General features: G+C 62.7%; 18 protein-coding genes and 1 pseudogene. 6 read left to right on the top strand and 13 right to left on the bottom strand.

Annotated elements, in window-relative coordinates; genetic code table 11:
• Window positions 1–18: 18 nt before the first annotated feature.
• A pseudogene (locus tag PPZ50_RS18460) lies at window positions 19–162 on the top strand (IS3 family transposase); the annotation flags it as partial.
• Between the two features lie 180 nt (window positions 163–342).
• Here the strand turns inward: PPZ50_RS18460 and PPZ50_RS18455 are convergent.
• Window positions 343–1,440, bottom strand: coding sequence for a glycosyltransferase family 4 protein (locus tag PPZ50_RS18455; protein ID WP_272815910.1), 1,098 nt, complete (start codon window positions 1,438–1,440; stop codon window positions 343–345).
• Window positions 1,441–1,741: 301 nt separating this feature from the next.
• On the opposite strand from PPZ50_RS18455, the gene PPZ50_RS18450 reads away from it, so the two are divergent.
• The gene (locus tag PPZ50_RS18450; RefSeq protein ID WP_272815909.1) at window positions 1,742–2,884 is read left to right on the top strand and encodes a glycosyltransferase family 4 protein; all 1,143 of its coding nucleotides are present in this window, start codon (window positions 1,742–1,744) and stop codon (window positions 2,882–2,884) included.
• A 77-nt stretch (window positions 2,885–2,961) separates the two neighbouring features.
• On the opposite strand, the gene PPZ50_RS18445 is transcribed toward PPZ50_RS18450, so the two are convergent.
• The 7 genes from PPZ50_RS18445 to PPZ50_RS18415 are packed head-to-tail and all read right to left on the bottom strand — an operon-like array spanning window position 2,962 to window position 10,792.
• Entirely contained in the window at window positions 2,962–4,197 is a 1,236-nt protein-coding gene (locus PPZ50_RS18445; protein WP_272815908.1) for an O-antigen ligase family protein, read from the bottom strand.
• Between the two features lie 12 nt (window positions 4,198–4,209).
• On the bottom strand, window positions 4,210–5,601 hold the full coding sequence (locus tag PPZ50_RS18440) for a lipopolysaccharide biosynthesis protein (protein ID WP_272815907.1): 1,392 nt from the start codon (window positions 5,599–5,601) through the stop codon (window positions 4,210–4,212).
• A 16-nt stretch (window positions 5,602–5,617) separates the two neighbouring features.
• Complete coding sequence (locus tag PPZ50_RS18435) at window positions 5,618–6,778, bottom strand: glycosyltransferase (RefSeq protein ID WP_272815906.1); 1,161 nt, start codon at window positions 6,776–6,778, stop codon at window positions 5,618–5,620.
• Window positions 6,766–7,863: a DegT/DnrJ/EryC1/StrS family aminotransferase gene (locus tag PPZ50_RS18430; protein WP_272815968.1), complete on the bottom strand. Its 1,098-nt coding sequence runs from the start codon at window positions 7,861–7,863 to the stop codon at window positions 6,766–6,768. The genes PPZ50_RS18435 and PPZ50_RS18430 overlap by 13 nt, the downstream gene beginning before the upstream one ends.
• A 4-nt stretch (window positions 7,864–7,867) precedes the next feature.
• The gene (locus PPZ50_RS18425) at window positions 7,868–8,425 is read right to left on the bottom strand and encodes an acyltransferase (protein WP_272815905.1); all 558 of its coding nucleotides are present in this window, start codon (window positions 8,423–8,425) and stop codon (window positions 7,868–7,870) included.
• Window positions 8,422–9,486 carry a Gfo/Idh/MocA family protein gene (locus PPZ50_RS18420; protein WP_272815904.1) on the bottom strand — a complete coding sequence of 355 codons (1,065 nt, stop codon included), beginning with the start codon at window positions 9,484–9,486 and terminating at the stop codon, window positions 8,422–8,424. The genes PPZ50_RS18425 and PPZ50_RS18420 overlap by 4 nt, the downstream gene beginning before the upstream one ends.
• A gap of 4 nt (window positions 9,487–9,490) precedes the next feature.
• Window positions 9,491–10,792: a nucleotide sugar dehydrogenase gene (locus tag PPZ50_RS18415; protein ID WP_272815903.1), complete on the bottom strand. Its 1,302-nt coding sequence runs from the start codon at window positions 10,790–10,792 to the stop codon at window positions 9,491–9,493.
• Window positions 10,793–11,110: 318 nt separating this feature from the next.
• On the opposite strand from PPZ50_RS18415, the gene PPZ50_RS18410 reads away from it, so the two are divergent.
• Window positions 11,111–11,926 carry an NAD-dependent epimerase/dehydratase family protein gene (locus PPZ50_RS18410; protein WP_272815902.1) on the top strand — a complete coding sequence of 272 codons (816 nt, stop codon included), beginning with the start codon at window positions 11,111–11,113 and terminating at the stop codon, window positions 11,924–11,926.
• Between the two features lie 19 nt (window positions 11,927–11,945).
• Here PPZ50_RS18410 and PPZ50_RS18405 read toward each other — a convergent pair whose 3' ends face one another.
• Window positions 11,946–12,524, bottom strand: a complete 579-nt coding sequence (locus PPZ50_RS18405; RefSeq protein ID WP_272815901.1) for a sugar transferase — start codon at window positions 12,522–12,524, stop codon at window positions 11,946–11,948.
• Between the two features lie 154 nt (window positions 12,525–12,678).
• Between PPZ50_RS18405 and PPZ50_RS18400 the strand changes: the two genes are divergently transcribed.
• Window positions 12,679–14,559 carry a polysaccharide biosynthesis protein gene (locus tag PPZ50_RS18400; RefSeq protein ID WP_272815900.1) on the top strand — a complete coding sequence of 627 codons (1,881 nt, stop codon included), beginning with the start codon at window positions 12,679–12,681 and terminating at the stop codon, window positions 14,557–14,559.
• Window positions 14,560–14,594: 35 nt separating this feature from the next.
• Here the strand turns inward: PPZ50_RS18400 and glpD are convergent, their stop codons facing one another.
• The 4 genes from glpD to PPZ50_RS18380 all read right to left on the bottom strand — a co-directional run bounded on the left by glpD (window position 14,595) and on the right by PPZ50_RS18380 (window position 19,516).
• Window positions 14,595–16,040, bottom strand: a complete 1,446-nt coding sequence (gene glpD / locus PPZ50_RS18395) for a glycerol-3-phosphate dehydrogenase (RefSeq protein ID WP_272815899.1) — start codon at window positions 16,038–16,040, stop codon at window positions 14,595–14,597.
• 172 nt (window positions 16,041–16,212) lie between these two features.
• Entirely contained in the window at window positions 16,213–17,103 is an 891-nt protein-coding gene (locus PPZ50_RS18390; RefSeq protein ID WP_272815898.1) for a hypothetical protein, read from the bottom strand.
• Between the two features lie 122 nt (window positions 17,104–17,225).
• The gene (locus PPZ50_RS18385) at window positions 17,226–17,819 is read right to left on the bottom strand and encodes a hypothetical protein (protein ID WP_272815897.1); all 594 of its coding nucleotides are present in this window, start codon (window positions 17,817–17,819) and stop codon (window positions 17,226–17,228) included.
• Between the two features lie 350 nt (window positions 17,820–18,169).
• Window positions 18,170–19,516, bottom strand: a complete 1,347-nt coding sequence (locus PPZ50_RS18380; RefSeq protein WP_272815896.1) for a S8 family serine peptidase — start codon at window positions 19,514–19,516, stop codon at window positions 18,170–18,172.
• A 358-nt stretch (window positions 19,517–19,874) separates the two neighbouring features.
• Between PPZ50_RS18380 and PPZ50_RS18375 the strand changes: the two genes are divergently transcribed.
• Both PPZ50_RS18375 and PPZ50_RS18370 read left to right on the top strand, forming a co-directional pair.
• Window positions 19,875–20,357: an RNA polymerase sigma factor gene (locus tag PPZ50_RS18375; RefSeq protein WP_272815895.1), complete on the top strand. Its 483-nt coding sequence runs from the start codon at window positions 19,875–19,877 to the stop codon at window positions 20,355–20,357.
• Window positions 20,354–21,046: an anti-sigma factor family protein gene (locus PPZ50_RS18370; RefSeq protein WP_272815894.1), complete on the top strand. Its 693-nt coding sequence runs from the start codon at window positions 20,354–20,356 to the stop codon at window positions 21,044–21,046. Before PPZ50_RS18375 ends, PPZ50_RS18370 begins: the two co-directional genes overlap by 4 nt.
• The last annotated feature ends 15 nt before the right edge of the window (window positions 21,047–21,061 follow it).

Genomic DNA, 21,061 nt, shown 5'->3' with positions numbered 1-21,061 from the left:
GAAATTCCTGACAGTCCCTTCGAAGCCGTCGAATATGCCACGCTCGAATGGGTCGACTGGTTCAACCATCGTCGCCTGCTGGAGCCCATCGGCAACATCCCGCCTGCCGAAGCCGAAGAGCAATATTATGCTGCCGCGGAGAACCTCGATATGGCAGCGTAACTCACAACCCACGGCCTCCGGCAAACACGGGGCGGTTCAGTATGGCGGGCTGGGCGTCGGCGAGCTGCGGCGGGTCAAGCAACTCGAGGACGAGAACCGCAAGCTGAAGCAGCTCATCGCGGACCTGAGCTGTACAAGCATATCACCCCTTCAGAAAGAAGCGAGACGCGGTATTAGGCGTCAGTGATAGAGCCGAGCAGCAAGCTTGCGATAGTCGAGCAGAGCGTATGCCACTTCGTAGGACGCAGCTCGCATGTCATCCACATGACTAGGGTCAGCAACGATTTCGGTCATCCTCTGCGCCATGTCGACTTCGGTCTCGATGAAATAGCCGTTACCGTGAAGAAACGCCTGATGGCTGGTATACGGTCGCACGAGAATCGCGAGTCCACAACAGATCGCATGCTGCAGCGACGAGGACTGCCCCCCGGGCTGAACATAAACGTCGGCAGCGCACATCACCGAAGTCAATCCTTCGTTGTTCATCCAGCCCAGGAACATCACGCGCCCGTCAGCAGCCATTGCTCGCTCGAGCTCATGCTTGATCGTCTCGTCCAAGCGGCCAACGATCAGCAACCTCGCTCGCTGGCTTTCGACCGACCGGAACGCCGCCAGGATCTCCAGCGTGCGTTTCTGACGATCCATTTTCCCACTGTGAAGGAAAACAACATGGTCTGCCGCTATTCCCAACGCATCACGCTGCTCAGCCCGAATACGCTGCCGCTCCAGAGCGGGAACAATGTTGCCGCCGAGGGGATAATATTCGAGCGCCCACTCGGGAAGGTCAAGAACATTCAGGAGAAAATCTTTTGTCTCCAATGAGATATACAGAATTTTCTCAACATAAGGCAGGACCCGGTGAGCTAGGCGCCGTGTCAACATACGATACTGAACGGTGTAGGATAACCAATTAGTTCCCGAATTATGCACATCTTCGTGCGAATCCAGATAAATTCGGACTTGCGGATGACGGATCTTGTAAGTCCTGAGGGTCAGCAACGACCAACCAATCACGCCATGGTATAAAATCACATCAGGCGCAAAATCTTCGAGCAAGGGCAACAGGCGATGGGTTCGCTTGATTTTGTTGGTTAGCCATCGAGGCCCGGTGCGATCGAAGGGCAGGCGTACCAAACGCGCACCGTTGTCCAGCACGCGATCTTCCGGTTCAGTCGGCGTCAGACGTCCAGACTGGAATGCCATACAGTCGGATATGATCAGAACCTCGTGCCCGTCGCGCCGGTTGGCCGCGACCAGCATGTTGTCCTGGTAACTCATGCCCTCTGTGTAGGCCCCGGCCAGACATATGTGTGCGATCCTCACGCGCGGCGCTCAAACGGAAGCTCAAGGCGGCAGCGGTCCAAACGATCGTCGAACAGGATCGACAGGCAGGTCAAAGCTGCACAGCGGACTGCTCGCTTCAAGGACAGCGGAATAGGAAGTTTGTACATAATCAACCTGTCGACGCGGACAACGCGCGCGACTATATCCGAGTGCTTCCCGGGAAAACAGCTTCCAGAAGCGCTTTCGCGGAAAAGCATGAAAATCCCGGCCGCGCGCCACGCCACGGAGTTTGGACTTGTCGGTAGTTGTGATCGATCCCGCTACCGGCGGCGTGGCGGGACTGTACCTCGACGCCTATGCCAAGGCGGCCTCCACTCGGGAAGTGACGATGGTCGGTGCCTATGCCTCGCTGTCCAATGCGCCGATGGAGCGATATTTTTACAAGCGGACGGATCTCGCCAGCGGCGGACGGCAGCGTTTCGGCAAGTTGCGGATGCCCTTGCGTTATATGGAGTTGATCCAAGGTTTAATTCGATCGCTGCTTCTCATCATCCGAACCCGACCCAAAGCGGTGTTCTACGCCCTAAGCAGCAACCTTATGCCGGAACTACTGTTCGTGCTGACACTGCGTCTGTTTCGGATACCAATCCATGTGATCTGTCACGACGTCGTGCCGTTCGTCGGCGCGCGTGAGAACCGGGCGCTCAAGGACGCGCAACGTAGGCAATTCTACCGATTTGCGAACCGCCTAATCTGCCACAATCGACGCTCGCTAGTGGAGTTACGGGACCGATACGGCATAGCGGCCGACAAGCTGGACTATTTGCCCTTCCCGCTTATGGACATCCGTCCCCTCGCGCAGCAGCGTACAACGCAGACAGAACGCAGCCGATTATCGGTCACGAGGGTTCGATTTCTGTTCATCGGCCACATGCGTCCCGAGAAGGGTGTTAACCTTCTGATCCACGCTTGGCGAAAGGCCGCGTCACGGTTGCAGGGCAGCGAACTGGTCATTGCAGGACAAGTACCAGCAGGCGAGAGAATTGTTTCCAATGACGGGATTCCCCGTTTAACCATCCTCGACGATTATATCGACGAGCAACGCTATGTTCACCTTATCGATGAGGCCGATGTCGTTGTATTGCCTTATCTTGCGGGAACCAACAGCGGCGTGTTGTCGAACGTAGTTTCACTCGGCAAACTCGTTATTGTCTCTGATATTGCCATGTTCCCGGAGTCTGGCCTGATCGACGACACGTCTACCTTCGCGGCCGGGGAAGTCGACGCCCTCGTCGATCGCTTGGTCGAATACGGTTCCATGTCCGCTGCACAGCGGAGAAGCAAGGCGGAGGCTGTTGAGCGTATCCGTGATCACCGCATGGAACTGTTCTCATTCGCATTTGATGCCATCCTGCATCGCATCACGCCTGCCGGATAGCTATCTTCCACCAATGGCAACCGAGTACCGCCCACCGGTAGAAAGCAAGGGCAATAAGTCGGGCCGTCCGGCCCGGCTTAAATATCTAGTCTACGGACCGCATGCAGCGGCGGGTCCATCGACGGATCAGTGCGCACGGCAGCCATCGCGGTCAGGGTAGCGAACCATATCCACCAATAGATGTAGCCGATCGCCTGACTTGAGATAATACCGATCACGGGGAGCGACGCCGCCCCACTGACGAGCACCAGCCTATACTGCACCGGAAGGCTCCGACGCTTCCATCCCACCAAGGCAAGGTGCACAAAGAACGCTACGAAGCCGATCAGCGCGATGACACCAAAATTAACACTGATTTCCAGCAGGATGTTGTGCGGGTTCGGGATGAGATAGGGATAATAGTCGATGATGTACTCATCGAAACCACCGACGCCGATACCGAACCCAAAGCTATCACGCAACGCATTGTATCCGGCGTCAACCAGTCCTGACCGTTGAATATACGATTCGTCAGCCGATCCCACCATTTCGAAGCGCAGCACGGCGAAATCGTAGATCCTGAAAACCTGCTCTTGGTATCGAATGATGATATACGGAATGAGAAGGGCAACAACGCCGGCAACGTATGTCCTGAGCTTCTTCGAGACTGCCATGTACATGATGCCGATGACTGCAATATACGCCAGCGCTGCCCGGCTCGTGTTGACAAAGATGATGCCAACGATGCTGACGCTCACCGAGATGGCGAACAGCCGCGCCGGAGTCGTTCGGGCATTGATAAAGGCCGCCAGCGTGATCGGGAAGGCAAGGCAAAGCCAAGTGCTGTAATCGTTGTAGTTGCCGAAGAAGATCGACGCAAAGGGAAACTGACCTAGGTTGCCGCCGATCTCTCGGTTATCCAGTGAGAACGCGAAATGATTGCCCGTCACGATCTCGTAGGCGGCGATAGGGACGGAGAGCGCTGCGGCGAACGCCCATGCCCATATTATCTTCTCGACACCTTGCGGGCTGAGGTCGGCGCGCGCCACGACGTAGAAGGAGAGCGCGCCGACCGTAATCGCGAGCACCAAGCCGATGCCGCCCGCCACGTCGGCGGTCCAGAACAACGACACGGCACCGAACAGGATCATGATCGTAGACATGGTCCACGCCCGGGCAATGATCCGCGCGTTGGCTCCCACGCTTGACGTGACGAGTGCAACCAACGCCGCTGCTGGCAGCAACATGCGCGCTGGCTGGAACGAGCCGCCGATGCCGCCGGCCAGCGTCGCGACGATCGTCGCACAGAAGAGATATGTCATGAGCCTGGGCATAGCCGCTCGTTCCTATCCGAGCCGCAGGCGCAGCATCGTCACCCCGGCTGCGATCCGCCGGTGAAACATCAGTCCGCAGGCCAGCACGAAGCCGATCCAGCACAAGGGGTAGAAGCTTCCGAGCCGATCTCCCTCGAACAGCGACCCGATGCAGCCCACGAAGTACAGCCCCGCGACCAGATACATCGACCGGCTCGGTAGCCGATACCACAGGACGGCCCCGAGTTCGGTACGCAGGATCAGGAAACAATAAGCGCCGACCAGAACACCGAACGATGCGCCGCGCGCGCCGTAGCCGGGCACGAGCAGCCCGCAGACGACGAGCGCCACTGCGGCGCTGATCCCGCTCGCCCCCGCAGCGAACACCATTCGCCGCGACACCCCGATCCCGATCCCGAATGCCTCGGCCAGGACATAGAGCAGGGGCAGTGCCATGCACGCAGGGACGAAGAACGCTACTTCGGCATAATCCCTCGGGAAAATCATCGGGAGGAACCATGCAACTGCCGCGACCGCACCGCCGCTGATGAACGTCAGGCACGTCACCGTCTCCAGATACGGGCGGATGATCTTCTCGTCACGTGCGAGCTCTTCGTTGCGGTAGATCATCGGTGCCCAGATCACGGAGAAGATGGACGTGAAGATGTTCACGGCGCCCGCGATGCTCAGTGCCACGGCGTATCGGCCGAGTTCGGTGCTGGTGCCGAAGAAGGCCAGCGACAGGCGGTCGGCGGACGAAAGCAGCACGTACAGCGCCGCCGCAAAGACGACCGGGAAGCCATAGCGCAGGAGGGAGCGGAAGAGTGCAGTATCGACGAAGTGGCGCGCGGCGTGGCGGACCTCGGCACGGCACGCCGCGAGGTGCAGCGCCACCGAAACCAGCGCCCCAGCGACATAGCAGGCGATCGCCGTCTTCGGTCCGCCATCCTTTGATACGAGAAGGACGGCAGCGAGGATCACCACCGTTGCCCCCCGTTGCGCGACCTGCAACGTGGAAAAAATCACAGGCGATCCGCTCATCCGCAGGGTGACCGACAGCATGCGGATAAGCAGTGCGGCGAACGCATAGATGCCGGCGAGGACGATCCCGGCGCTTCCCGCCTCAGACAATATTCTGACGCCCAGACGGGGCAGCGCGAAGGAGAAGGCGAGGGCGACCGCCGCCCCGACGACGACCGGAATAGTCACTGCAGCGGCGAACAGCGCCTGCCGGTCGCGGGCCGTGGCATATTCGCGCACATAGGCCTGATCCAGTCCGAGCGTGCAGATCATCACGAAGAACAGCGCAACGAGTTCGAGGATCGCCAGCGCCCCCAGCACGGCAGGCGCGAAGTTCCACGACATCAATACGGTCAGCACCATGCTGGACAGCGCAGCCCCCAGCGGCCCGATCGCGACGATCACCGCATCGCGACTAGCCTTACCGTCGAGCATTGGCGATCGCCTCGGCGTAGATCGTCGTCAGCGAGCGGCACACGGTTCGGGGCGAAAAGCGCGCGTCACAATGGGTGCGGATGTCCGCCGGCCTGTAACGTTCGATGTTGTCCATGATCGCCGCAACCGCATCGGCGAGCGCGATCGGATCTCCAAGGGGCACAAGCGTGCCGACGTCCGAGGTTACGATGCTGTCCGGCCCGCCCGACCGGGTTGCCACGACCGGCATGCCCAGCGCCATGCCTTCGATCAGCGTGACGCCGAAGGTCTCGAAATCGCTGGCGGATACCAGCAGGTCCCCTGTCCCCATCGCCTTGGGCATGTCTGCCAATGCCACTCGACCAGCAAACTCAACGACTTCCGTCAGGACCAAGTCGCCCACCATTCTTTCAAGGCGTGCGCGCTCGCTACCGTCCCCGATAATCGTCAGTGCGACATTTCGTCCGCGGTTCCGCAACGCAGCGACGGCATCGATGACGACGTCCATACGCTTGTGCTTTGACAGCAGCGCAACGGACACAAGCCGAAAAGGCTCTTTGTCATGAGTGACAGTAGGCGCAGAAAGAAAGCGCTCCGATACGATATTAGGAACGTATTGCCAATCGCAGTGGGTAAGATTGGTCAGCCTTGCGGAAAACATTGGCGATACGGCAATGTTACACGAACTTTGAGCCGCAAGAATCCCTATCTTCTGGCGATGTGTGGCCGAAGGCTCACTATGCAGGAAGAAAGTGGAATGTTCGGTGATGACGAAAGGCATGCCACATCGGTCAGCGATGCGGACGGCGAACGACCCCGCCGGCTCCATGCTGTGCACATGGAGGATATCGGGCATGCCGAAACGGTCGACGTAGGTCGCGAACGCCTTTTCCGCATGGCGCAGCCACAGTTTCTCGTACCGCGCGGCATCCCGCGAGAACCAGTTAAACCCGTGCGATCGGACCTCGTTGATCGACTCGTCCTGCCGGACGGAAATACCCGATTGCCGACCCCAGCGAAAATAGCGACGTGGTCCCCGTAGATCCGCAAAGACCACGCCGACCGTCAAACCGGAATCGGCCAGCGCCTGAGCTTGGTCACGAAAGAAACTTCCCTCCGCATCGCCGTCATATCGTGGATACCAACTCGGCAGGATCAGGACGTGCATTTCGCCATCTCGGCCACGATACCGGCTTGCACCGCATCATCCATGAAGGGATGCATCGGAATGCTAAGCACCTTCGACGCCGCCTGGTCGCTATTGCCGAGCGAGCCGACGATCCGGCAATTATCGACATACGCCCGCTGCCGGTGCAGCGGGATCGGATAATGCACCGCTGTCGGAACGCCATCCGCCTTGAGAGAGGCGACTACCGCTTCGCGATCCTCTACCAGCACCGTGAACTGCCCCCACACCGACGTACGGTCCTTCGCCACTCGGATCGTCCGGACGCCGGGAACGTCGGCCAGCATCGATAGATACCGATCACCGATCGTGGTCCGTGCTTCTACTTCCTCTTCGAAGGTGTCGAGCTTGGCAAGCAGGATGGCTGCCTGCAATGTATCGAGCCGACCGCCGACGCCTACCCGATCGTGCTGGTAGCGCTTGGATTGGCCGTGGACACGGATTTCGCGCATTGCCTGCGCCAGACCGGCATCGGTCGTAAAGATCGCCCCACCGTCTCCGTAACAGCCAAGCGGCTTGCTGGGGAAAAAACTGGTGCAGCCGATTGTCGACACGCCGCAGCTACGGCGGCCCTTGTAGGTCGCCCCAAAGCTCTGTGCCGCATCCTCAATCACCGTCAGCCCATGACGCAGGGCAATAGCATTGATCGCGTCCATGTCGGCGCATTGGCCGTAGAGTGATACCGGCATGATCGCCTTTGTCGCAGGCGTAATCGCCGCCTCGATCAACGTCGCATCGATGTTGCAGTCGGCGATGTCGATGTCGACGAACACCGGCGTTGCCCCGACCAATGCGATCACTTCCGCCGTGGCAGCGAAGGTGAACGGCGTCGTGATCACCTCGTCGCCTGGACCGACGCCGAGTGCCATCAGCGCGATCAGGAGCGCTTCGGTTCCCGACGCGACACTGATGCAATGTGGCACGTCGACATAGGCTGCCAAACGCTCCTCAAGTTCACCGATCTCCGGCCCCATGATGTAGCGGCCATGATCCAGCACTGCGGCGATCCGCGCATCGATTGCCGGTTTCAGTGCACGATATTGCGCCTTCAGGTCGATGAACTCGATGGTATCAGCCATGTCGAACGCAACTTTCGTTATCAATGGTATAGGTTTCGCCGCAGTCGCAACGGACCGTGCCCTGGCCCGTCAGCCGTAGGCCGCAGACGCACATCCAACCAATCCGATTGGCCGGGACGCCGACCATCAGCGCATAGGGAACGACGTCGCGATTAACGACGCTGCCGGCACCGACGAACGCATATTCACCGATCGTCACGCCGCAAACGATGGTGCAGTTGGCACCCAGCGTCGCCCCGCGCTTTACCAGCGTCGGACGATACTCGTCCTTGCGCGCAACGGCGGATCGCGGATTGTAGACGTTGGTGAATACCATGCTGGGCCCGCAGAACACGTCGTCTTCCAGCGTTACCGCATCATAGACTGAAACGTTGTTCTGAACCTTCACATTGTCGCCGATCACCACATCGTTGGCGACGAACACATTCTGTCCGAGCGAACATCCTGCTCCGATCCGGGCACCGGAACAGACATGCGCCCAGTGCCAGATGCGGGTTCCCTCACCGATCGTGGCGCCGGCGTCGACGATCGCGGTTTCGTGAATGGTCACTCGGCCCGCTCCAGCGGCAACGGCACGCGCACACCGTCCCGCGCCGCGCGGTAGATGGCGGTCAGCAGTTCGAGCGACTTCAGGCCGGAACGTCCGTCCGTTTCCGGCTCAGCCTCGCCGCGCAGCACGTCGATGACGTTGCGATAATATAGCGGATGTCCGAACCCATAGACCGAGGTCGTCTGGTAGCTGGCCTGGCCAATGGCCTCGTCGTCGGGATGCGGTTCGGCGAACTGCCACTCCTGCACCTCGTTGACCGCGACGCCGCCGATCCGTGCCGTTCCCTTTTCACCAAGGATAGTGATGCTGCCCTCGAGATTCTTGGGGTAGGTCAGCATCGTGACGCTCAGTGTTCCGAGCGCACCCGAACGCCACCGCAGGCTGGCGACGGCGGTATCCTCCGCCTCGATCTTCCGCTCGAGTGTCGCCGAATAGGCCTGGACGCTTTCGACCGGGCCGATCAGCCAGCTCAGCAGATCGATATAATGGCTCGCTTGGTTCATCAGCGCGCCACCGTCGAACTCCCAGGTGCCGCGCCATTTGGCTGCATCATAATATTCCTGCGGCCGCGTCCAGAAGACGTTGAGCGCCACCAGGTTGATACGGCCGAACCGGCCCGCCTCGATCGCACGCTTGAGCATCTGCAGCGTCGCGTTGCGGCGGTTCTGCTTGACGACGAACAGCTGCACGCCAGCTTCGTCGCATTCGCGCACCATCCGCAGGCCGTCCGACCAGCGGGTCGCCATCGGCTTTTCCGATACGACATGGCGACCGCTGCGGGCGATGGCGATCGTCTGGTTCGGGTGCAGCCCGCTGGGCGTCGTCACGATGACGGCGTCGGCAGTAGTGGCTGCCAGCATCGCATCGAGCGACAGGTGGCCGGTGGCACCGGTGTCCTGCACTGCCGCCGCCAGCGCGGCGGGATCGACGTCGCAGACATCGACCAGCTCGGCATCATCCGCATGGCTTGCCAGCGCACCGAGATGATTTTTGGAGATACGGCCGCATCCGACAAGCGCGAAGCGAACCTTCCGGCCGGTGACAGGGGTCGAAACGGGCATGGGATCAGGCCTTTACCACATTGGCTGCCGCAGGAATGCGCCCGCGGCTGTCGATGACGAGCGCAGCCTTTGCGATGACGTCATAATCGAAACGATCGTGATCGGTCGCCAGAAGGATGCAATCGAAATCGGCGACATTGTCCGCCGTCAGGGTGACGCTCGACAGGTCGAAATGATGTTCGCGCGTTTCGGGGAATACCGGCACATGGGGATCGGAATAGCTTACTTCGGCGCCCGCATCGCGCAGCTTTTCCATCAGGATCACCGACGGCGATTCCCGCATGTCATCGACGTTCTTCTTATAGGCGATGCCGAGGACCAAGACCTTGCTGCCCTTGATCGACTTGCGCCGATCGTTGAGCGCGCCGGCGAGCTTCATCATCACATAGTCGGGCATCGCCGAATTCACTTCGCCGGCCAGCTCGATGAAACGGGTATGGACGCCGTATTCGCGCGCCTTCCACGTCAGATAGAAGGGGTCGATCGGGATGCAGTGCCCGCCAAGGCCGGGACCCGGCTGATAGGCCGTGAAACCGAACGGCTTCGTCGCCGCCGCCGCGATCACTTCGTGAATGTCGATGTCGAGCTTGTCGGCAACGATCTTCATTTCGTTGACCAGACCGATATTGACCGCCCGGTGGATGTTTTCGAGGAGCTTGGTCAGCTCGGCAGCCCGCGTCGAGCTGACCGGCACCAGCTGGTCGATCACCTGCCCATACAGCGCCAGACCGACCTCGAGGCATGCCGGCGTGCGCCCGCCGACGATCTTGGGGATCGTATTGGTGGTGAAATTCGGATTGCCCGGATCCTCGCGCTCGGGCGAATAGACGAGGAAGATGTCCTGGCCCAGGACCAGGCCCTGCTTTTCGATCCGCGGACCCAGTTCCTCGTCGGTCGTACCGGGATAGGTGGTGCTCTCCAGCGAAACGACCTGACCGGGACGCAGATAGGGCAGCAGCGAAGCAAGAGTGTCGAGGACGAAGGAAAGATCCGGCTCCCGATGCTTGGTCAGCGGCGTCGGCACGCACAGGATCAGCGCGTCCGCCTCCCCGATCCGGGAGAAATCGGTCGTGGCACTGAACCCGCGTGCGTTTGCGGATGCAATCGCCGACGAAGGAATATGCTCGATCAGCGTTTCCCCTGCGTTCAGCCGTGCAACCTTGCCCGCATGGATATCGAACCCCAGCACGGGATAGCCGACTTCCGAAAAGCGCAGAGCTAACGGCAGTCCGACATAACCCAGCCCAACAATGCCGATTGTCGCCGACTTATTGGCAAACTTTGCGATCAGCTCCGTCTCAGACATAAATATCGCAGTACCTTATCGTTTTCGCGATCGTGATCGCCAGCGTCACGCGGCCCCCACGCCCCGGCCACCCCGGCTCGGCATTCCGATGGAAACAACAACCAGTGCCCGCTTATGCAAAGCCGGCACACATCTTCCCAACCCAGAAGTACGAACGTTTGGCCCCTAGCCATAGACCCGGCATCCTGTCGAGACTTAAAGCTGCCGCAGCAGCCCCGAACCCTCGCGCCATATGACCTGTCACGAAGAAATAGGCATGATGTCGCCCTGTCTTTGTGAAGCGTTGCCGCCCTGCGGATGCATCGCTACAGCCAGCACATGGCAACAGCAGCGATTACAGGTATCACAGGCTTGGCAGGCGGACACGTCGCACAAGCGCTTCGCAATGCCGGGCATGAGGTCGTCGGCATCAGCCGCAGTGTCGCAACGGATCGGGCGGGCCGGCCGGTTCGCATCGTGCCGGACCTTGCCGATGCCGATGCATTGGCAACGGCGCTGGAAGGATGCGACATCGTCTTTCATTTTGCGGATCGCGCCGACCGCAAATCCTATCAGGAACATGATGTCGGAGCAGCCGCCGCAGCCTTGACGGCGATCCGTTCCGCCGCCGCACGCAACGGCATCCGCCGTATCGTCGCGGCGAGTTCGGTATATGCGGATCGGGCAGACAGGCCCGACGATCTCTACCGCCGTTCGAAACTCGCAATGGAAGCGGTCGGCACCGCCGCCACGCCCGGAAGCCCCGCCTTGGTCCTGCGGCTCCCACCGCTTCACGGCCCCGGCGCCCGGGGCACGGTGCGACATATCGCGCGCGCAGTCGAAAAAGGCTGGCCGTTACCGTTTGCGTGGGCGACCGCACCTCGACGCTTTCTTTCGCTCGATGCGCTGGCGGACCTCTGCATTCATCTGACCACCATAGAGGATGCCGTGTTCGACCGTGCGGCAGGCCGCATCTGCGTTCCGGTGGACGTCCGACAGGGCAGCCTGGCCGCACTGTCCCGGACATTGGGCAAGGCGCGGCTGATCCCGGTTCCCGCGATCGACCGGCTGCTCGGCGGACAGGTGACTGCGGATCAACTGGAGCAGGATCGTCGCACGCTTGCCGACGCCACGGGGTGGCAGGCCCGCGGCTGAACGAATGCCATCGAGCGAATTACAGCTTGATGGCATCTCCGCTACCGCTTCCCAATCCGGTGCGGATCAATATGCGGAAATCGCGGACGAGCGACCAATTGCCGATATATGTCGCATCGGTTTCCGCGAGCAGTTCGGGCGTGGACATATCCAGTCCCCGCACCTGCGAGACACCGGTAATGCCCGGCAGGAGATGATCCACGCCATGCCGCCGGCGGCTTTGGGCGAGTTCGATCTGGGTCGGCAGGCCCGGCCTCGGCCCGACAAAGCTCATCTCGCCGCGCAAGACGTTCCACAGTTGCGGCAATTCGTCGAGCTTCGTGCGCCGCATGATGGCGCCGATACGCGTTATGCTGCTCCGCCCGGCTTCGTGTGACGGACGATCTCCGGTTCCGATCCGCATGGTGCGCAGCTTTACCAGTCGGAAGGTCTGCCCATGAAGACCGAGACGGGTCTGCACGAAGAAGGGATTGCTCCGATCGTCGAGCCAGATCAGTAGTGCCGCTACGCCGCAGGCCAGCACGGCGGGAGGCGTCAATAGCAGCGCGAGCGTCAGATCGAACACGCGCTTGCCGCCGCCTTGGGAACTCTGTCGCATGACGGGCGCCGATAGAGACGATGCCACCGACTGGTCAAGCGCACTCTCCAACGGTAAGGACGGCGGCATCACCTAAAATGGAAGTCCTGCGTTCAACATGCCACTGGCTAGCGTAGCCCAACTCGTTATCCGACTGCCGCGATGGGCCAAGCGCATGCTGCTCATTACAGTCGATATAAGCCTCTGCCTCTTGGCGGTATGGGTTGCTTATTTCGTCCGCCTGAGCGCTTGGCTTCCTCTTTACGAGGAACCATTCTGGGCGGCAATCGGATCGCTGGCATTCGCACTACCGATCTTCTTTGCCCTTGGTGTGTACCGTCCGGTTTTTCGTCATGCCGACAGCACCGGCATAAACCAGATACTGCTGGCGTCGCTCATCTATGCCCTGGCATATTTCGCGGTATTTACCGCGTGGAGCGTTCCTGGCGTCCCGCGGACTGTGGGCATCATCCAGCCCGTCCTGCTATTCGCCTTCATGGTGATCGCACGTATCGGCGCACGTCATCTCTTGGGTGGGTTGCTCGATCGTAGCGATGGCCGCGTGTTCCAGCGTGTCCTGATCTACGGCGCTGGCGTTTCGGGCCGACAGCTTGCCGCCGCGATTTCGAGCCGTCGCGAGATGAAGGTTGTCGGCTTCCTCGACGATAACAAGGGACTTCAGGGTGCGTCCATCAACGGCTTCAGGGTGCATTCGCCCGACAAGGTACTGGAACTGATCGAAAAGCTGGCGGTAGACGAGGTACTTCTCGCGATCCCGTCGGCCACACAGCAACGCCGCAACCAAATTCTGGCGACGCTGCGATCGCTTCACGTCCGTATCCGTACGCTTCCCGATCTGATCGACCATGCGCTGGGCGATCTTCCGAATGGCGGTATCACGAATCTCGACATCAACGACCTTCTCAGTCGCGATGTCGTTACCCCCGACGTAGAAAAGATGAATCTGCACCTTGCGGGTCGAACGATATTGGTGACGGGTGCAGGCGGTTCGATCGGATCGGAATTGTGCCGGCAAATCCTGTCCGCCCGTCCCGCCAAGTTGCTCTTGTTCGATAGCAGCGAATACGCGCTCTATACCATTCATCGCGAACTGGAACACGCCCTAGCGGCCCGGTCGGCCGACGGCACGCAGCAAGCGACCCAGCTCGTTGCGCTGCTCGGATCGGTACAGGACGAACAACGCATTGATGATGTTCTCGGCTGCTGGCAGCCAAGCCATGTCTATCATGCCGCGGCTTACAAGCATGTTCCCCTGGTCGAGCATAATCCGATCCAAGGCGTGGCCAATAATGTGTTCGGCACCCTGACGGTTGCCCGCCTGTGTATCGATCACAAGGTCAAGCACTTCGTCCTGGTCAGTACCGACAAGGCGGTACGACCGACCAATGTGATGGGCGCGACCAAACGCCTTGCCGAAATGGTATTGCAAGCCCTGGCCGATCAGGAGAGCGCGACTTGTCTGTCGATGGTCAGGTTCGGCAATGTTCTAGGATCCTCGGGGTCGGTCGTCCCGGTATTTCGCAATCAGATTCTGGCTGGCGGTCCAGTCACGATTACCGACGAACGGATCACCCGCTTCTTCATGACCATTCCGGAAGCAGCCCAGCTGGTAATCCAGGCAGGGGCGATGGCATCGGGCGGCGATGTCTTCGTGCTGGACATGGGTGAGCCGGTAAAAATCGTCGACCTGGCACGCAACATGATCGAGCTTTCCGGCCTGACGGTACGCGACGCGAACAATCCATATGGCGACATCGAGCTACAATTCATCGGCCTTCGCCCTGGCGAAAAGCTGTACGAGGAGCTGTTGATCGAGGACGCCCCCCTGGTCACCGAGCATCCCCGCATTCGCAAGGCGGTCGAGGGATATCTTCCCAAGGATCAGCTGGAAGAAAAGATCGATTCACTGAGGAAGGCCATTGTGGAGCTGGACCCCGAAACCGTCCGCCGCATCCTTTGCGAAAGCGTAGTGGAATACGCCCCGAGTTCCGATCTCGTCGACAATGTGTACCTTGAGAAATCGAACAGCCTTTGAGGGTACCGGATAAGCTGTTTTGCATTACGGCACGGCTATTCGAAATTATCCGACCACCATGTGACGAATTCCGACCGTTCCGAATCCGTCATATGCACGCCGCATTTTGAGCGGCGCATCAAAACGTCTTCCGGGGTCCGGGCCCATTCACGATCCCGCATCCAACGTACTTCGATCTCGGTAAGACCAGCACCAAATGCCCGGCCGAAGCCGGTTGCCTGGCCGAGCAACTCCGGTAACAGCGATCCATAAGCACCTACCATCCGGCGGGCTCGATCATCACCCAGAAACGGCCAGGTTGCAGCGACATGCGCCGCATAGACATGCGGATCGTCGATCGCCCCTCCCGGAAAGGGGCGCGTCCTGGTTACAGGGCTTACCGTCCGGCCCAGCATCTGGCCGATCTTGGCAACCGCATCCTCGGCAAGGCACCGAGCGGTCGTAATCTTTCCGCCGAAAATGGTAAGTATCGGCGCCCCTTCGTTATCCAATTCGAGCAGATAGTCCCTGCTTATGTTTTGCGCGCTTTCCCTGCTATCACCGTAGAGCGGACGAATTCCCGACCAGCTTGAAACCATGTCATCCGGCGTTATCGTCCTGACGAAGGATTCGTTGATCGCATTGCAGAGATAGCGAATCTCTTCCTGGTCTATTTGCGCGTCCTCGGGGCGTTCGACGACCACATCGGTCGTGCCGACTGCGGTCATACCCTCCCATGGAAGTACAAAGACAACACGGCGATCCGGTTGCTGAAGCAGATAGGCATGCTCTCCTTCGTACAGCCGGGGAACGACGATATGGCTGCCCTTGACCAACCTTACATGCTGGAAACTGGAAACACCGGTCCGCTGCAACATTTCGGCGACCCAGGGGCCAGCGGCGTTCACCATGGCACGGGCAGAAACACGCACGCCGGTCGACAGCTCCGCAGTCCATGTATCGGCATCGCGTACCGCCGAAACCATGGAACACCGCGTCATGATGACGGCTCCCGCATCCGCAGCGTCGATAGCATTAAGTACTACCAACCTGGAATCGTCCACTTGCGCGTCCGAGTAGACAAATCCCTTGGAAAAATTTCTCAAAGGGCTGGAATATGCCGCATCCTTTCGAGAAACGGATCGACTACGTTTCAGTGTCTTCTTTCCGCCGATCCAATCATATATCAAAAGCCCGATCCGGACGAGCCACGAAGGCCTGATCGCATTGATGTGCGGAATGACGAACCGCATCGGTCGTACTAGATGCGGCGCAGTATTTACCATCCGTTCGCGTTCGGCCAATGCCTCGGCAACAAGGCGGAAGTCGCACTGTTCAAGGTAGCGCAGGCCACCGTGAATAAGCCCGCTCGACTTGGACGATGTCGCATTGGCGAGGTCGTCGCGTTCGACCAACAGCACCGACCAGCCATTCAACGCGGCCTCACGGGCAATAGCCGCGCCATTGATGCCGCCGCCGACGATCAGGAGATCATAAATCACGAGAATGAAGCGCCATGATGAAGAGGTGGAAACGCACCGGAATAACGGCCCGCCTGTATACGCCCTTCTTCTCTAACGCCACGTCCGCAGTACGCCGGCGAGACATGCACGCACAGAGACGCCGGCCACGGGCCGTCTCCCGTGGCCGGCGTCCTTCGTCAGGCCGGAGCGCTTACTCCGCCTGCTCCTTCGCGGCGCGCTTCACCTGGCCCTCGCCCATCGCCGACACCAGTACGTCGCCCTGCACGCTGAAGTTGTCGGCGGGGAGGGTCGCCACGCGCTTGCCGACCGCCATCGTCACCGCTTCCACCCGGCCGGCGGCGTTGCGGCGGATCGACTGGACGCGGCCGATCGCTTCGCCGCGGGCGTCGCGGATGGTGCTGCCGGGGTCGAGTGCGGGGAGGCTGGCACCGCTGCCGGTCAGCGACAGCGCGCCTTCACCCGATCCGCTGCCCGAGGCCGATCCGTTGCCGATCGCGCCGTTCGCCGTGCCCGAGCCGCTGCCCGATACCGTGCCGGTCAGGCCGCCGGCAGTATCGCGGACCGATCCGGCCGCGCCCTGGGCACGATCGCGGACATTGCCGACGGCGCCCTGTGCCCGGTCGCGGGCATTGCCGACGGCGCCGGCCGCGCGGTCGCGGGTGGTGGCGACGCCGTTGCGGACCCGATCACGCGCCGCGCCGGCGGTGTCGCGCACCGCGTCGGTGCCGATCAGCTGGGCATCGACGCTGCCGCTGGCGCTGCCCGATCCGCCGAGATTGCCGCCCAGCGCCTGTGCGGTGCCGTCGATCGCGCCGTCGCCCCGGGCCGAGCCGCCACCACGCACCCGGCCGCTGCGGCGGTCGACCTGGCGTTCGGTGGTCACTTCGCCGCCGCCGCGCCGCGCGGTGCGGGCGGTGGTGTCGGCGCGGTCGCGGACCCGCTCGACGGTCGAGCCGAGGCCGCGGTCGAAGCTGCCGCCCAGCCCGCCGGTCAGTCCGCCACCGCCACCCAGCAGCTGGGCCGAAGCGGGGCTGGCGATCGCGGCGGCAAGCGCCGCACCCATCAGGAACATGGTCTTCATGGCTGTTCTCCTTTGTCCATGCGCCGCGTGCAGGCGCTTCGTGAAGGAGAACGGGTGCCGTTTCCGGTTTAATCCCGGCGGGTGCAATTTTTTGGGAGGGCGGCCTTGCGTGCCCCTGCCCGTTATTTCGCCGCCGTCATCGCCGACGCGCCGCGCACCTTCTTGGCGACATATTCCGCGAACCCCTTGGCATAGGCGTCGCGCAGGTCGGCTTTGGCCGCTTCGGCCTGGTCGGGCGTCTTTGCGGGGAAGGCCGCCAGCGGGTTCTTCACCTGCCCGGGGAAGCTGCGCGGCTTTGCCCCGCCGTCTCGGCCGAAATCGCGAAAGGTCCATTGAACGAACAGGTTGGTGCCGACCAGCGGCTTCTTGACGTAGAAGATATGATCCCCGACCAGTTCGGCATAGCAAGGGGTGGTGGCCGCGCTCAGCCGTTCGCCCTTGCGCTGCTTCGCATCCATCGCGCGCAACGCATCCTTGACCGCCGGATCGGCCTTGGCCGCCGCGTCGGACGGCACCGCCGGTTCGACGACGATCGTATAGCCGGCCAGGCCCAGCGTCGCGGCGATATCGGCGCTGCGCAACGCCTCGACCTGCGCCTCGGGCGGAAGATAGACGTGCATCTGCTCCGTCACGGTCGCGACCGTACCCTTGGTCGCTTCATGATCGATCAGCGCCCCCAACGCGCCGCCCATCATGCCGAGACCACTCATCTTCATCCCGAGATAATTTTCGGTCGGCCAGATATGCAGTTCGCATGTTGCGGTCTGCGCCTGCGCGGTACCCGACGCGAGCAGGGCAAGCGCCCCCCTTCCAAATTTTCATAATGATCCCCCCGTTTCCCGACCGAAACGTATACCGGCGAGGTGGGGAGGGGAATGGCGGAGGGCGGCGTTGCGTCCGAAGCCGATCTTTCCCTTGAAGACGACCTTCGCTGATGGAGGCTGTCGGAATCCCCAAAGGAGTTCATCGTTCGGGGGCCTGGTGTCACATCGTCGCGCTCCGAGAAGAAGCGGGACCCCGGGTCAAGCCCGGGGTGACGACCGAGAACGTGAATGCCGATTGCCGCCTACCGCGTCACCGTCCGACACCCCCCGCACAGCACGCCGCGGCCAGTGCGGCCGCCACCGCCGTTCGCCTCGCGGTCGAGCGCCTTGAGTGCCGCCGCCGCATCGCCGCTCCACGCCGCCGACAGCCGCGCGGCGACCAGCGGCGCGGCGAAGGACGTGCCGCGCACGCTGCGCGCCTGTCCGGCGGCGTTCAGCGCCAGCATGTCGGCCCCCGGTGCGGCATAGTCGAGGTGGCGGGCGCGCCCCGCCTCCACCAGCACCCGCCCGCGCGCGTCGACGCCGGTGACGGCGATCGCCTGGGGGTAGCTGGCGGGATAGGCCGGCGGGGCGGCGGGGCCGTTATTGCCGACCGCCGCGACGACCATCGTGCCGCGCGCCCGCGCCGCCGCGACGAAGCGGCCGAGCAGCGCATTGTCCGGCCCGGCAAGGCTCATGACGACCACCGGCACCTTCGCCTGCACCATCCACGCCAGCGCCCGGGCAAGCGCGCTGGCGCTGCCGCCTGCCGGATCGCTGCCATAGACATCGGCGACGTGCAGCTGCGCCCCGGCCGCGCTCGCCCTGATCCCGCCGCCGCCGGTCAGCAGCGACGCGACCGCCATGCCATGGTCGCTGGCGCGCGGGGCGCCGCTGGCAAAGCCCTGTTGCGCGGCGAGGCCGGGGGTGCCGGCCGCCACACCGCCGTCGATGATGCCGATGCGCTTGGATGCAGCGGGGACTGAGCCACCCCCTTCCCGTACCCCGGCGAAGGCCGGGGTCCAGTTGGAGGACGTCGGCGCTCTATCGAAGAGCCTTTCCAGCTGGACCCCGGCCTTCGCCGGAGTACGGTCAGGTATAGCCGACGGGGCTACCTCCCCGCTCGCGCTGTACAACGGGTCGAGCGTCACCCGGTCGCCGCCGACGATCCGCCCGAGCCGCCGCGCCGCCTCCACCGCCGACAGGCCGGCGGGCGCGCGCAGCCGGGCGAAACCGATGCCGAGATCCTCGTAGCGCTCGCTGGCGATCACCGCAAAGCCGGCGCGCTCGACCAGCGCCAGCACCGCCGGATCGGGATCGGCCAGCGTCACCTCGCCCGCGCGCACCGGGTTGTCGTCGCGGTCCAGCTCGATCCGGTCGGGAAAGCGCCGCGCAAGGTCGCGGGCGCGCTCGACCGACTGCCGCGCCAGCTGCCGCGCATCGCTTAGCGCCGCGTCGATCGGCAGCGCGCCCCGGATGCCGTCCACCGCCTCCCCGACCCGGCCGGGCAGCTGGGGAAGCTGCGGAACGGGCAGCAGTTGCGCCGACGCCGCCGTCGGCAGGACCAGTGCGAGGGCCATGCAGCGCAGGAATCTGGCCCCGGCGATCATGCTTCGCCCCCTGCGTCACCTGTCGCTCGCATCGATATGCCGGCATGGCGCGTGGCCGGAAGAAAAATCGGTTCACGCGGAGGCGCGGAGGCGCGAAGGGGGTGCGCGACAGGAACGCCCGTCCGCGTCAGCGGCCTCCTCTCCTGCGGTCCGCGAATGATGTCGTCTCCCGATCGCGAGGGGCCGCCCCGGACGCAACCCCTTCGCGTCTCCGCGCCTTCGCGTGAAACCATCTCTTCCTTCCCTTCCCGGCGACCGCGCAAAGACCGTATCCGATCGCCTCTAGGATTTTCCATCGTCATGCCGGATGAAACGGGCGAGCCCATCCGTTTCATCCCCGAAGCCCGAAAGGACCGCGTTGCGCTTCGAAGACGAATTGCTGACGCATCTGCCCCGGTTGCGGCGGGTAGCCCATGCGCTCGCCCGTGACCGTGCCGATGCCGACGACCTGTTGCAGGCGGCGGTGGAACGCGCGCTGACACGGGCCGACCAGTGGCAGCCGGGTACCAGGCTGGATGCATGGGCGATCCGCATCCTGCGCAATTTGTGGATCGACACGGTCCGGGCAAGCAGCAGGCGGCGCGAAACCTTCGTGGCCGCGGAGGAAGGCGACGCCGTGGGACGGCAGGGCGGACAGGAAATGGCGGTGGAAATGCACAATATCGGCCGTGCGATGGGCACGCTGCCCCCCGAACAGCGCGAGGTGATCGCGCTGGTGATGGTGGAGGGCTTTGCCTATCGCGAGGCGGCGGAGATCCTCGACATTCCGATCGGCACGCTCACCTCGCGCCTGGTGCGCGGGCGCGAGGCGTTGCTGGGCGCGCTGGGAGAAGCGGCATGACGATCGACCCCGAAACGCTCGCCGCCTATGCCGATGGCGAGCTGGACCCGATCGCCGCCGGGCGCGTCGAGCGGGCGATGGCCGACGATCCGGCGCTGGCGCAAGAGGTTGAACGCCACCGCGCGCTGGCCGTCCGGCTGCGCGGTGGCTTTGCCGGCCTCGACAAGCAACCGATGCCCGCCGGGGTCGAGGCACTGTTCGCGCGCAGCGACAATGTGGTGGCCTTCCCGACCCGCAAGCCCGCGCCCCGGCCGCAGCGCTGGTGGGGCGCGATCGCCGCCAGCCTCGTCGCCGGGCTGCTGCTCGGGCAACTCGTACCGCGTTCGGGCGGCGAGCTGGGGTTCGAGGGCGGCACGGCGGTCGCGCAAGGGAGTCTCGAGCGGGCGCTCGACACGCAGCTGGCCTCGACCCAGGGGCCGCAGGCGCCGGTCAGGATCGGCATCACCTTCCGCGACCGCGCCGGCGCGCTGTGCCGCACCTTCGAGACCGGCACTACCGGCGGCATCGCCTGCGCGGGTGACGGCGGCCCGTGGCGGGTACAGGCGCTGCAGGGCGGGACGGCCGCGACCACCACCGCCTATGCCCAGGCCGGATCGCCGATGGCGGCGGTGCTCGAACAGGCGCAGGCGATGGCGGCGGGCGACCCGCTGGACGCAGCGGGCGAGGCCGCGGCGCTCAAGGGGCGGTAGGGGCGGCCTCCAGTG

The sequence above is a fragment of the Sphingomonas hankookensis genome (assembly GCF_028551275.1).
Taxonomy (GTDB): Bacteria; Pseudomonadota; Alphaproteobacteria; order Sphingomonadales; family Sphingomonadaceae; genus Sphingomonas; species Sphingomonas hankookensis_A.
The sequence above is the reverse complement of the archived record's forward strand: the minus strand, read 5'-3'. Positions and strand labels throughout refer to the sequence as shown.